The organism is Pseudomonas sp. KCJK9111 (assembly GCF_046231935.1).
GTDB lineage: Bacteria > Pseudomonadota > Gammaproteobacteria > Pseudomonadales > Pseudomonadaceae > Aquipseudomonas > Aquipseudomonas parafulva_B.
Window position 1 is genome coordinate 1 of the sequence record NZ_JBJJMO010000033.1, and the last position, 12,359, is coordinate 12,359.

Below are 12,359 nucleotides of genomic sequence, written 5' to 3' on the forward strand. Positions count from 1 at the left end.
CGCAGGTAGGGGTTTTGTCTTTGGGCGTCAAAATTTTTTCAAGCCTGCCTGTCGCTCAAGGAACCCCTCCCTGTTCGTCAGGAGCCCGCATTTTGATCGCCCGGCCATTCGAAGCCGTATCTCCAGCCTATGCCGCCCTCCATAAGATCACTAGAATAACCCCACGCACTTACTCAGAAGCGTCCTATGTCCAACCCCGTCGAGCCAGAAAAGCTGGCTGATCTGCCACTCGAAGACTTGGTCGCATGCCATGAATGCGATCTACTCTTGCGCAAACCTGTGATCCACCCCGGTGAAAAAGCGCTTTGCCCACGCTGCGGCTACGAGCTCTATGCGCACCGGCATAACGTGGTCAATCGCAGCCTGGCGTTGGTGCTGACGGCGCTCGCGCTGTTCATCCCAGCCAATTTCCTGCCAATCATGCAGTTGCATCTGCTAGGCCAGACATCGGACGACACCGTCTGGAGCGGCGTTCTGGGGTTGTACGATTCGGGCATGCAGGGGGTGGCCATCGTGGTTTTCCTGTGCAGCATGGCGATACCGCTGGCAAAACTGATGTGTCAGCTGGTCGTTTTGCTGGCGATTCGGCTTAACACCGGGCGCAGGCTAGGGTTGTTGCTGTACAGGACCTATCACCACTTGCGTGACTGGGGCATGCTCGAGGTCTACTTCATGGGCGTGCTCGTGGCTATCGTCAAATTGGTGGACCTGGCAGAACTTACCGTAGGGGTTGGGCTGTTCTGCTTCATCAGCCTGCTGTTGATTCAGGTCTGGCTGGAGGTCGTCATGTCACCGCACCAGGTCTGGAGTGCATTATCGGGGGAGGACCCGCATGCGGGCGATTGATGCAGGTATCGTTGTCTGCAACGAGTGTCATGAACTGAACAGGCAAGCCACAGGCGACGCATCCCAAACCTGCACGCGGTGCGGTGCCAGGGTGCATCCGCGTCGACCGAACAGCATCATGCGCACCTGGGCGCTGCTCATCGCTGCCTCCATTCTTTATATTCCGGCCAACGTGCTGCCGATCATGACCGTCAGCTCATTCGGTCAAGGCACGCCCGACACCATCATGTCGGGCGTCATTGCCCTGCTCAAGCACGGCATGGTACCGATTGCGGCCGTGGTATTTACGGCCAGTATCCTCGTGCCTACGTTCAAGCTGGTGGGGATCGGCCTGCTGTTGTATTCCGTGCAGCGCAGGCAGCCCCTGTCGGCGCGTCAACGGATCTGGATGTACCGTTTCATCGAATTCATAGGACGTTGGTCCATGCTCGACATATTCGTCATCGCCATTCTGGTGGCAGTGGTGAATTTCGGCAGGATAGCCAATGTCGAAGCCAATCTGGGCGCTGTCGCCTTCGCAACTGTGGTGATCCTGACAATGCTTGCTGCTTTGACTTTCGATCCCCGACTGATTTGGGATAACACGGAGTCGGATGACGACCATGAGTGACCTGCCAACGGCTAAAACCCGCCCTGCCTCCAATTGGTCGGCCATCTGGATCCTGCCCCTGATCGCGCTGATGATCGGAGGCTGGCTCGCATGGCAGGCCTACCGTGAGGCTGGCGTGCAGATCGAGGTGCGTTTCGAGTCGGGCGAAGGCATCGTCGCCAACAAGACCGAAGTCATCTACAAAGGCATGCCGGTCGGCAAGGTCAAGAGCCTGGTGCTGGATGCAGAGGGCGAGAATCAGGGTGTCATCGCTACCATCGAGATGAACCAGGCGGCCGAAGGGCATCTGAACAAGGGCACGCGTTTCTGGCTGGTCAAGCCGAGCGTCAGCCTGGCAGGCATATCCGGCCTCGAGACGTTGGTGTCTGGTAACTACATTGCCGTCAGCCCTGGAGAAGGGGAGCCCACCAAGCGGTTCACCGCGCTCAAGGTGGCACCGCCCCTGTCGGATTCCGAGCCTGGTTTGCACCTGACCCTCAAGGCCGAGCGCCTGGGGTCGCTCAATAAAGACAGCCCGATCTTCTACAAGCAAATCCAGGTCGGCCGCGTGAAGAGTTACCGGCTTTCCGAAGACCAGAGCACGGTCGAGGTGAAGATTTTCATTGAGCCGGCCTATGCGAGTCTGGTGCGCAAGCACACGCGCTTCTGGAACGCCAGCGGCGTCAGCATCGATGCCTCTCTGTCGGGGGTCAAGGTGCGCAGTGAGTCGCTGTCGAGTATCGTCGCCGGCGGCATCGCCTTTGCCACGCCAGAGCACCGCAAGGACAGCCCGCCCACTGACCCAAGCCTGCCATTTCGCCTGTACGAGGACTTCGATGCGGCCCAGGCCGGTATTCGGGTAAAGGTAAAGCTGAGCGACTACGAGGGCTTGCAGGCAGGCCGTACGCCCGTCATGTACAAAGGTATCCAGGTGGGCTCTCTCAAGACCCTGAAAATGGAAGACAACCTTTCCAGCGCCACCGCCGAGCTGACGCTGGACCCATTGACCGAAGACTACCTGGTTGATGGCACCCAGTTCTGGGTGGTCAAGCCTTCCATTTCCCTGGCGGGCATCACGGGCTTGGAAGCGCTGGTCAAGGGTAACTACATTGCCATCCGCCCTGGTGAGAAAGGCGCTCGCCCTGAGCGCGAGTTCGAAGCGCGCGCCAAGGCGCCGCCGTTGGACCTGAAGGCGCCGGGCCTGCACATGGTGCTGTTCGCAGATACCCTGGGCTCCCTGGAAGTAGGTAGCCCGGTAACCTTCAAGCAGGTGAAGGTAGGTAGCGTGCAAAGCTATCAGTTCGCCCGTGACAGCAACCGCATTCTGATCGGTGTGCACATCGAGAAAGAATACGAAAAACTGGTAAACGGCTCGACACGGTTCTGGAACGCCAGTGGTATCACCCTCACCGGTGGCCTGTCTGGCATCAAGATCAAGAGTGAGTCCCTGCAGACCTTGATGGCAGGCGGCATTGCCTTCGACACGCCACGGCCTAATGTGCCGCTAAAGCGCCATATCCCGCGTTTCCGCTTGCATGAGAGCCAGGAGGCAGCCAATCGTGCCGGTACCCTTATCACGATCCGCGTGGAGCGTGCCGATGGGCTCAAGCCAGGCACCGCCATCCGCTTCCGGGGGCTGGATGTGGGCAGTGTAGAAAGTGTGGACCTTACCAAGGACATGCAGGCAGTGCTGTTGAAGGCGCGTATTACCGAAGCGGCAGAGCGCATTGCCCGTGCCGGCACTCAGTTTTGGGTGGTCAAGCCATCCTTCGGCCTGGTGCGCACCGAAAACCTCGACACGCTGGTAGGCGGGCAGTACCTGGAGGTACAGCCTGCGGTCAAGGACAGGGGCCCTCAGCGTGACTTCATCGCACTGGCCGAAGCGCCCGAGGTTGCGGGGCCCGAAGTGGGTTTACCAGTGACCCTCAGCGCACCTCGGCTAGGCTCCATCAAGCCCGGTGTGCCCGTGACATTCCGCGAGGTGGCGGTGGGCAAGGTGACCGATGTCGAACTGGGGCAGAGTGCCGACAGGGTGTTGATCCACATTCTGATCGAGCCACGTTATGCCAGCCTGGTACGTAGCGGCAGCCGCTTCTGGAACAGCAGCGGCTTCGGCTTCGATTGGGGCTTGTTCAAGGGCGCCACTGTGCGCACGGAGTCGCTGGAAACACTGATCGATGGCGGTATCGCCTTCGCCACGCCCGAGGGTGAACGCATGGGCACCCCGGCTCGGCCAAGGCAAACCTTTCCGCTGTTCGAAAAAGCCGAAGACGAATGGCTGCAGTGGGCACCCAAGATCCAGATCGCCAAGTGATACAGGGCAGGGCCGCCATGCGGCCCTGCAACTTTTCAGAGCGTGCGTTGAGCCGCGAACCGGGAAACTCACAAAACGCAGGCATAAAAAAACCGACCCTGAGGTCGGTTTTTTGACTAGCGCGTCGCTTAGGCAGCTGCAGCTTCTTTCAGCGCCTTGATGTGGCCATTCAGACGGCCTTTGTGACGAGCAGCCTTGTTCTTGTGGATGATACCTTTGTCGGCCATACGGTCGATTACAGGTACAGCCAGAACGTAAGCGGCTTGCGCTTTTTCGGCGTCTTTTGCGTCAATGGCTTTAACTACATTCTTGATGTAGGTGCGGACCATGGAACGCAGGCTGGCGTTGTGGCTGCGACGCTTCTCAGCCTGTTTTGCACGTTTCTTGGCGGAAGGTGAGTTGGCCACCGTCGAGCTCCTCGAAAGACTTTAGGTAAATAGCAAACAAAATAGGCCGCGAATCATGCCGATCAGTCGGACGGATGTCAAGGCCACTTGCAAGGTTCCGCCGAGCGGTGCGCTAACAAGCGGGAAAGATTCCTTTCTGCTGCGCGACCTGTACACTCGGGAATTTTTGGCTCCCCTGCGAAGGCGCGGGAGTATCGCACATTCGGGCGCGCTCTGGCAGCGTCCTCTGTCATTGGCGTGAATCTTTTCGATGAACCTGCTCAAATCCCTGGCTGCGGTAAGCTCGATCACCATGATTTCGCGGGTGCTGGGCTTTGTCCGCGACACCATCCTGGCGCGTATTTTCGGCGCCGGCGTTGCCACCGATGCCTTCTTCATTGCATTCAAGCTACCCAACCTGCTGCGCCGCATCTTTGCCGAAGGGGCGTTCTCCCAGGCATTCGTGCCCATTCTTGCCGAATACAAAAGCCAGCAGGGCGAAGAGGCCACGCGTACTTTCGTGGCCTACGTCAGCGGCTTGCTGACGCTGGTACTGGCCGTTGTGACCGGCATCGGCATACTGGTCGCACCCTGGGTGGTGTGGGCCACGGCGCCTGGTTTCGTCGACAACGCCGAGAAATATCAGCTCACCACCGATCTGCTGCGGGTCACCTTTCCTTATATATTGCTGATCTCGCTGTCATCGCTGGTGGGCGCCATCCTCAACACCTGGAACCGCTTCAGCGTGCCGGCCTTCACGCCGACCTTGCTGAACGTGGCGATGATCGTGTTCGCCGTATTGCTCACGCCGTATTTCAATCCGCCGATCATGGCGCTGGCCTGGGGCGTGCTGGCCGGTGGCCTGGCGCAACTGCTCTACCAGCTTCCGGCCCTGAAAAGGATCGGCATGCTGGTGTTGCCGCGGCTTAACCTGAAAGATGCAGGCGTGTGGCGGGTGCTCAAGCAGATGCTCCCTGCCATCCTCGGCGTCTCGGTGAGCCAGATATCGCTGATCATCAATACTATTTTCGCCTCGTTCCTGGTGGCAGGTTCTGTCTCCTGGATGTATTACGCAGACCGGCTCATGGAACTGCCGTCCGGTGTCCTGGGCGTCGCTTTGGGCACCATCTTGCTACCGACCCTGGCCAAGACCTACGCCAACAAGGACCGGGAAGAGTACTCGCGCATCCTCGACTGGGGCCTGCGCTTGTGCTTTTTGCTGGTGCTGCCGTGTACGCTGGGGCTGGCGATCCTTGCCGAGCCGCTGACCGTGGCCCTGTTCCAGTACGGCAAATTCAGCGCGACCGATGCGGCCATGACCCAGCAGGCGCTGATCGCCTATTCCGTTGGTCTGCTGGCAATCATCATGGTCAAGGTGCTGGCGCCGGGCTTCTATGCGCAGCAGAATATTCGCACGCCAGTGAAGATTGCCGTCTTTACCCTGGTCTGCACACAACTGTTCAACCTTGTGCTCATCGGCCCGCTGGCGCATGCCGGACTGGCCCTGGCCATCAGCCTTGGCGCCTGCCTCAACGCCGGCTTGCTGTTCTGGAAACTGCGCACCCAGCAGCTGTTCCAGCCGCAACCGGGCTGGGCCGTGTTTCTGCTCAAGCTGGTATTGGCGGCAGGCCTGATGTCCGGTGTCCTGTTGGCCGGCATGCACTACCTGCCGGCCTGGGTCGAGGGAAACATGCTTGAACGACTGATGCGGTTGATGGCGCTGATCATGGCGGGCGTCGTCACCTACTTTGGTTGCCTGTACCTGTGCGGTTTCCGGCCTCGGCAGTTCGCCCGCAAAGCCTTGCACTGAGGCGGCGGGCGCGTCAGGCGTCGGTTTTTCGCAATCCACGCCGCCCTTGGGCGCTGCTGCCTGTCACCGGCGCCCGGGTGTGGTTATAATCGGCCACTTTATGAGCAAGAAGCGCGTTATGCAGCTGGTTCGAGGTCTTCACAACCTGCGCCCCGAACACCGGGGGTGTGTCGCCACCATTGGCAACTTCGACGGGGTACATCGTGGCCACCAGGCAATCCTGGCGCGCCTGCGCGAGCGCGGCCAGGCCCTGGGCCTGCCGACCTGCGTGGTAATCTTCGAACCGCAGCCGCGTGAGTACTTCACGCCCGACACCGCGCCGGCCCGCCTGGCCCGGCTGCGCGACAAGATCGCGTTGCTGGCCGGGGAGGGCATCGACCGCGTGTTGTGCCTGGCCTTCAACCAGCGCCTGGGTGAGCTCGACGCCGACGACTTCGTCAGGACCATCCTGGTCGATGGCTTGGGCGTGCAGCATCTTGAAGTGGGTGACGACTTCCGCTTTGGCTGTGACCGCAAAGGCGACTTCGCCTTCCTGGTCCAGGCAGGCGCGCAGTATGGTTTTACCGTAGAAGCCGCCAACACCGTGATCCAGGACGGCCTGCGGGTCAGCAGCACCGAGGTGCGCAAGGCGCTCGCGCAAGGCAACTTCGAGCTGGCCGAGCACCTGCTGGGCCGCCCGTACAGCATCACCGGCCGCGTGTTGCATGGCCAGAAGCTGGCCCGCCAGCTCGGCACACCCACCGCCAACATCCAACTCAAGCGCCGTCGTGTACCGCTGGCCGGGGTCTACCTGGCCAGTATCGAGATCGATGGCAAGGCCTGGGCGGGTGTCGGCAATATTGGCGTGCGTCCTACCGTTGCCGGTGACGGACGCCCGCACCTGGAAATCCATCTTCTGGACTATGCCGGTGACCTTTATGGCCGCCGCCTAACGGTGGTGTTCCACCACAAGCTGCGTGAAGAGCAGCGATTCGCCTCCCTGGAGGCGCTGAAGTCGGCGATCGATGCGGATATCGCCGCCGCACGTGCACATTGGCACGCTCAACCGCTAACCAAGAGCCTGAAATGACCGACTACAAAGCCACGCTAAACCTTCCGGACACCGCCTTCCCCATGAAGGCCGGCCTGCCTCAGCGCGAACCGCAGATTCTGCAGCGCTGGGACAGCATTGGCCTGTACCAGAAGCTGCGCGAGATTGGCAAGGATCGTCCCAAGTTCGTCCTGCACGACGGCCCGCCCTATGCCAACGGCAAGATCCACATCGGTCATGCGCTGAACAAGATCCTCAAGGACATGATCGTCCGTTCCAAGACCCTGGCCGGCTTCGATGCGCCGTACGTGCCGGGCTGGGACTGCCATGGGCTGCCGATCGAACACAAGGTCGAAGTCACCCATGGCAAGCACCTGACCGCCGACCGTACCCGCGAGCTGTGCCGCGAGTACGCTGCCGAGCAGATCGAAGGGCAGAAGACCGAGTTCATTCGCCTGGGCGTGCTGGGCGATTGGGACAACCCCTACAAGACCATGAACTTTGCCAACGAGGCCGGTGAAATCCGCGCCCTGGCCGAGATGGTCAAGCAGGGCTACGTGTTCAAGGGCCTCAAGCCGGTGAACTGGTGCTTCGATTGCGGCTCGGCACTGGCCGAGGCCGAAGTCGAGTACGCCGACAAGAAGTCGCAGACCATCGACGTGGCGTTCCCTGTCGCCGATGACGCCAAGCTGGCCGCAGCCTTCGGTTTGGCGGCACTCGAAAAGCCGGCCGCCATCGTGATCTGGACCACCACCCCGTGGACCATCCCTGCCAACCAGGCACTGAACGTTCACCCCGAATTCCAGTACGCTCTGGTCGATATCGGCGAGCGCCTGCTGGTCCTGGCCGAAGAGCTGGTCGAGTCCTGCCTCAAGCGCTTTGAGCTGGAAGGTTCGGTAATCGCCACTGCTCCAGGCTCGGCCCTTGAACTGGTCAACTTCCGTCACCCGTTCTACGACCGCCTCTCGCCGGTCTACCTGGCCGAATACGTCGAACTGGGCGCAGGCACTGGCGTGGTGCATTCCGCGCCGGCCTACGGTGAAGACGACTTCGTGACCTGCAAGCGCTACGGCATGGTCAACGATGACATCCTCACGCCCGTGCAGAGCAACGGGGTGTACGTCGAATCGCTGCCGTTCTTCGGCGGGCAGTTCATCTGGAAGGCCAACCCGGCCATCGTAGAGAAACTGGGCGAAGTCGGTGCGCTGATGCACACCGAGACCATCAGCCACAGCTACATGCACTGCTGGCGTCACAAGTCGCCGCTGATCTACCGTGCCACCGCACAGTGGTTCGTAGGCATGGACAAACAGCCACGCGACGGTGAACCGCTGCGCGAGCGTGCCCTCAAGGCCATCGAGGACACCAAGTTCGTCCCGGCGTGGGGCCAGGCACGCCTGCACTCGATGATCGCCAACCGGCCTGACTGGTGCATCTCGCGCCAGCGCAACTGGGGCGTGCCTATCCCGTTCTTCCTGAACAAGCAGACGGGTGAGCTGCACCCACGCACCGTCGAGTTGATGGAAGAGGTTGCCAAGCGCGTCGAGCAACAGGGCATCGAGGCCTGGTTCAAGCTCGACGCTGCCGAGTTGCTGGGCGCCGAAGCCGAGCAGTACGACAAGATCGCCGACACGCTGGACGTATGGTTCGACTCTGGCACCACGCACTGGCATGTACTGCGCGGCTCCCACGACATCGGCCATGCCACCGGCCCCCGCGCCGATTTGTACCTGGAAGGTTCCGACCAACACCGCGGCTGGTTCCACTCGTCGCTGTTGACCGGCTGCGCCATCGACGGCCACGCGCCGTACCGCGAGCTGCTGACCCACGGCTTCACCGTGGACGAGAACGGCCGCAAGATGTCCAAGTCGCTGGGCAACACCATCGAGCCCGAGAAGGTCAACAACACCCTGGGTGCCGATATCCTGCGCCTGTGGGTAGCTGCCACCGACTACTCCGGCGAAATGGCAGTGTCCGAGCAGATCCTGCAGCGCAGCGCCGATGCCTACCGGCGTATTCGCAACACCGCACGCTTCCTGCTCTCCAACCTGACCGGCTTCGACCCGGCCCGCGACCTGCTCGCGCCGCAGGACATGCTGGCCCTGGACCGTTGGGCGGTGGACCGCACCCTGTTGCTGCAACGCGAGCTGGAAGAGCACTACGGCGAGTACCGCTTCTGGAACGTCTACTCCAAGGTGCACAACTTCTGTGTGCAGGAGCTGGGTGGTTTCTACCTCGACATCATCAAGGATCGCCAGTACACCACCGGTGCCAACAGCGTCGCCCGTCGCTCCTGCCAGACCGCGCTGTACCACATCAGCGAGGCGCTGGTGCGCTGGATCGCGCCGATCCTGGCCTTCACCGCCGACGAAATCTGGCAGTACCTGCCGGGTGAGCGTAACGAGTCGGTCATGCTCAATGGCTGGTATGAGGGCCTGAGCGAGCTGCCGGAAGGCACCGAACTCGATCGCGCCTATTGGGATCGGGTCATGGCGGTCAAGGCTTCGGTCAACAAGGAACTGGAAAACCAGCGGACCGCCAAGGTCATCGGCGGCAACCTGCAGGCCGAAGTCACCTTGTATGCGGACGAGGGCCTGAGCGCCGACCTGAACAAGCTGGGCGACGAGCTGCGCTTCGTGCTCATCACCTCGGCTGCCAGCGTTGTGCCGTTCGCGCAGGCGCCTGCCGAGGCGGTGGCGACCGAAGTGGAAGGCCTCAAGCTGAAAGTGGTCAAGTCCGGCTACACCAAGTGCGGCCGTTGCTGGCACTTCCGTGCAGACGTCGGCAGCCATCCGGAGCACCCGGAAATCTGCGGTCGCTGTGTGGAAAACCTGACCGGCTCCGGCGAGGTGCGCCACTATGCCTAACCTTGCAGCGGGGCGCTTCGGGCGCCTGGCATGGCTGTGGCTGAGCTTGCTGGTCCTGGTCGTCGACCAGGCCACCAAGCTGTACTTCAACAACGCCCTGACCATGTACCAGCAGATTGTCGTCATCCCCGACTACTTCAGCTGGACCCTGGCCTACAACACTGGCGCTGCGTTCAGTTTCCTGGCCGATGGCGCCGGCTGGCAGCGTTGGTTGTTCGCCCTGATCGCCGTGGTGGTCAGCGCAGTGCTGGTGGTGTGGCTCAAGCGCCTCGGTCGTCATGAAACCTGGCTGGCCGTAGCGCTGGCCCTGGTACTGGGCGGTGCCATCGGCAACCTCTACGATCGCATCGTGCTGGGCCATGTGGTCGATTTCATCCTGGTGCACTGGCAGAACCGCCACTACTTCCCGGCCTTCAACGTGGCCGACAGCGCCATCACCGTCGGCGCAATCATGTTGGCGCTGGATATGTTCAAGAGCAAGAAATCCGAGGAGCCGGTCCATGACTGACATTCGTATCGGCCAGAACACCGAAGTCACCCTGCATTTCGCCCTGCACCTGGAAAACGGTGACACGGTCGACAGCACGTTCGACAAGGCACCTGCCACCTTCAAGGTGGGCGACGGCAACCTGCTGCCGGGCTTCGAGGCCGCGCTGTTCGGTTTCAAGGCTGGCGACAAGCGTACCGTGGAGGTTGCCCCGGAGAACGCCTTCGGCCAGCCCAACCCACAGAATGTGCAGGTTATGCCGAGGTCCCAGTTCGAAGGCATGGAGCTGTCCGATGGCTTGCTGATCATTTTCAAGGACGCCGCCAACGCCGAACTGCCGGGCGTGGTGAAGGCCTTCGACGACGATCAGGTGACCATCGACTTCAATCACCCACTGGCTGGCAAGACCCTGACCTTCGAGGTGGAGATCCTCGAGGTGAAGGCCCTGTAGGCCTGGAGCCGATCATGCAAATCAAACTCGCCAACCCGCGCGGCTTCTGCGCGGGGGTCGACCGGGCAATCGAAATCGTCAACCGCGCGCTGGAAGTGTTCGGCCCGCCCATCTATGTGCGTCACGAAGTGGTGCACAACAAGTTCGTCGTCGAAGACCTGCGCAGCCGTGGCGCCATTTTCGTCGAGGAACTCGATCAGGTACCGGACGATGTCATCGTCATCTTCAGCGCCCATGGGGTTTCCCAAGCCGTGCGTCATGAAGCCGGTGGGCGCGGCCTGAAGGTGTTCGATGCCACCTGCCCATTGGTTACCAAGGTGCACATCGAAGTGGCCAAGTACAGCCGCGATGGCCGTGAGTGCATCCTGATTGGCCATGCCGGGCACCCGGAAGTCGAAGGCACCATGGGGCAGTATGACGCCAGCAACGGCGGGGCCATCTACCTGGTAGAAGACGAGAACGATGTGGCCAATCTGCAGGTGAAAGACCCTGACCACTTGGCATTCGTGACGCAAACTACCCTGTCGATGGACGACACCAGCCGCGTGATCGACGCGCTGCGTGCGCGCTTTCCCAACATCGGCGGGCCGCGCAAGGACGACATCTGCTACGCCACGCAAAACCGCCAGGACGCCGTGAAACAACTGGCCGACGAGTGTGATGTGGTCCTGGTGGTCGGCAGCCCCAACAGTTCCAACTCCAACCGCCTGCGTGAACTTGCCGAGCGCATGGGCACCCCGGCCCATCTGATCGACGGTGCTGAAGACCTGCAGCGGGCCTGGTTCGACCAGGTTGGCCGCATCGGCATCACCGCGGGCGCGTCCGCGCCGGAAGTGCTGGTGCGCGGCGTCATCGAACAGCTCAAGGCATGGGGCGCTACGGGCGCCGAAGAGCTGGACGGGCGTGAAGAGAACGTCACCTTCTCGATGCCCAAAGAGCTGCGTGTGCGCTCATTGATCTGATCGCCTGCGCGGGCCTGAGCGTTTATCCATAAACGCTCAGGCCCCAGCACCTGTGCACCTTCGACTATCGCGGATTTCATTCGATACCCGGACCCTGCCGCTGGACGCCAGCACCACTTGATGCTGGCTGGTGCCGGCCGAGCGCGTGCACACCTCGAAAGTCGCCGCCAGCCAGTTGCCGGCAGGGTTGACTGGCAGGCCCATGGCCGTGAACGTCATCGTCGTACCCAGGTTCGCGGCGATCTGCAGAGGCCGGCGCAGGCGTTGCTCACGCAGCACCCGCGAATCCTGCACCAGCATCACTCGCCATCCGTTGCCCCACGCATCGTCGAGCGCCTGCACCCGCACATCCTCACCCAACAGCATGGCGTGCCCGCGTGCGCTACGCAGCGTTTGCGCCAAGTCCCGCGTGACGGCAGCACGGTGTAGGTCATCGCTGAGCTTGACGTAGGCAGGCGCCCCAAGCTGCGTCAGGACAGCGAGCACCGCCAGCGCCGACACCGTTTGTATCAGTGTTACTCCCTGTTGCTTCACCGTGCATTTCTCCTTGGACGTGCTTGGCTTTAGCTTCACGCACGCGGGGTCACCCTTCCAGTGGCAGGCGTACATCGACAACG

General features: G+C 61.5%; 11 protein-coding genes. 9 read left to right on the top strand and 2 right to left on the bottom strand.

What is annotated here, in order from left to right:
• The first annotated feature begins 186 nt into the window (after positions 1-186).
• The 3 genes from ACK59L_RS12725 to ACK59L_RS12735 are packed head-to-tail and all read left to right on the top strand — an operon-like array spanning position 187 to position 3,749.
• Positions 187-846 (top strand): paraquat-inducible protein A, encoded by a 660-nt coding sequence (locus tag ACK59L_RS12725; protein ID WP_409273964.1) that lies wholly within the window; start codon positions 187-189, stop codon positions 844-846.
• Positions 833-1,456: a paraquat-inducible protein A gene (locus tag ACK59L_RS12730; RefSeq protein ID WP_058603173.1), complete on the top strand. Its 624-nt coding sequence runs from the start codon at positions 833-835 to the stop codon at positions 1,454-1,456. The genes ACK59L_RS12725 and ACK59L_RS12730 overlap by 14 nt, the downstream gene beginning before the upstream one ends.
• Positions 1,449-3,749, top strand: coding sequence for a PqiB family protein (locus ACK59L_RS12735; protein ID WP_058638658.1), 2,301 nt, complete (start codon positions 1,449-1,451; stop codon positions 3,747-3,749). The genes ACK59L_RS12730 and ACK59L_RS12735 overlap by 8 nt, the downstream gene beginning before the upstream one ends.
• Positions 3,750-3,877: 128 nt before the next feature.
• On the opposite strand, the gene rpsT is transcribed toward ACK59L_RS12735, so the two are convergent.
• Positions 3,878-4,156, bottom strand: a complete 279-nt coding sequence (gene rpsT, locus ACK59L_RS12740; RefSeq protein ID WP_023533220.1) for a 30S ribosomal protein S20 — start codon at positions 4,154-4,156, stop codon at positions 3,878-3,880.
• A gap of 250 nt (positions 4,157-4,406) precedes the next feature.
• On the opposite strand from rpsT, the gene murJ reads away from it, so the two are divergent.
• The 6 genes from murJ to ispH all read left to right on the top strand — a co-directional run bounded on the left by murJ (position 4,407) and on the right by ispH (position 11,742).
• On the top strand, positions 4,407-5,945 hold the full coding sequence (gene murJ, locus ACK59L_RS12745; RefSeq protein WP_409273967.1) for a murein biosynthesis integral membrane protein MurJ: 1,539 nt from the start codon (positions 4,407-4,409) through the stop codon (positions 5,943-5,945).
• Positions 5,946-6,063: 118 nt separating this feature from the next.
• A complete protein-coding gene (gene ribF, locus ACK59L_RS12750) occupies positions 6,064-7,014 on the top strand; it encodes a bifunctional riboflavin kinase/FAD synthetase (RefSeq protein WP_027915689.1) in 951 nt (316 codons plus the stop codon).
• Positions 7,011-9,842, top strand: coding sequence for an isoleucine--tRNA ligase (gene ileS / locus ACK59L_RS12755; protein WP_058603170.1), 2,832 nt, complete (start codon positions 7,011-7,013; stop codon positions 9,840-9,842). Before ribF ends, ileS begins: the two co-directional genes overlap by 4 nt.
• Positions 9,835-10,350 carry a signal peptidase II gene (gene lspA / locus ACK59L_RS12760; RefSeq protein ID WP_023533261.1) on the top strand — a complete coding sequence of 172 codons (516 nt, stop codon included), beginning with the start codon at positions 9,835-9,837 and terminating at the stop codon, positions 10,348-10,350. Before ileS ends, lspA begins: the two co-directional genes overlap by 8 nt.
• Positions 10,343-10,780 (top strand): FKBP-type peptidyl-prolyl cis-trans isomerase, encoded by a 438-nt coding sequence (fkpB, locus tag ACK59L_RS12765; protein WP_058603168.1) that lies wholly within the window; start codon positions 10,343-10,345, stop codon positions 10,778-10,780. The genes lspA and fkpB overlap by 8 nt, the downstream gene beginning before the upstream one ends.
• Before the next feature lie 14 nt (positions 10,781-10,794).
• Positions 10,795-11,742 carry a 4-hydroxy-3-methylbut-2-enyl diphosphate reductase gene (gene ispH, locus ACK59L_RS12770; protein ID WP_409273970.1) on the top strand — a complete coding sequence of 316 codons (948 nt, stop codon included), beginning with the start codon at positions 10,795-10,797 and terminating at the stop codon, positions 11,740-11,742.
• A gap of 36 nt (positions 11,743-11,778) precedes the next feature.
• On the opposite strand, the gene ACK59L_RS12775 is transcribed toward ispH, so the two are convergent.
• Positions 11,779-12,276: a GspH/FimT family pseudopilin gene (locus ACK59L_RS12775; protein ID WP_196135634.1), complete on the bottom strand. Its 498-nt coding sequence runs from the start codon at positions 12,274-12,276 to the stop codon at positions 11,779-11,781.
• Between the last annotated feature and the right edge of the window lie 83 nt (positions 12,277-12,359).

What these genes read in the sequence shown, in the direction of transcription:
- ACK59L_RS12735 (WP_058638658.1), top strand. Translation starts at nt 1,449, where the DNA reads ATGAGTGACCTGCCAACGGCTAAAACCCGCCCTGCCTCCAATTGGTCG.
- ileS (WP_058603170.1), top strand. Translation starts at nt 7,011, where the DNA reads ATGACCGACTACAAAGCCACGCTAAACCTTCCGGACACCGCCTTCCCC.
- fkpB (WP_058603168.1), top strand. Translation starts at nt 10,343, where the DNA reads ATGACTGACATTCGTATCGGCCAGAACACCGAAGTCACCCTGCATTTC.
- ACK59L_RS12730 (WP_058603173.1), top strand. Translation starts at nt 833, where the DNA reads ATGCGGGCGATTGATGCAGGTATCGTTGTCTGCAACGAGTGTCATGAA.
- murJ (WP_409273967.1), top strand. Translation starts at nt 4,407, where the DNA reads ATGAACCTGCTCAAATCCCTGGCTGCGGTAAGCTCGATCACCATGATT.
- ribF (WP_027915689.1), top strand. Translation starts at nt 6,064, where the DNA reads ATGCAGCTGGTTCGAGGTCTTCACAACCTGCGCCCCGAACACCGGGGG.
- ACK59L_RS12725 (WP_409273964.1), top strand. Translation starts at nt 187, where the DNA reads ATGTCCAACCCCGTCGAGCCAGAAAAGCTGGCTGATCTGCCACTCGAA.
- lspA (WP_023533261.1), top strand. Translation starts at nt 9,835, where the DNA reads ATGCCTAACCTTGCAGCGGGGCGCTTCGGGCGCCTGGCATGGCTGTGG.
- ispH (WP_409273970.1), top strand. Translation starts at nt 10,795, where the DNA reads ATGCAAATCAAACTCGCCAACCCGCGCGGCTTCTGCGCGGGGGTCGAC.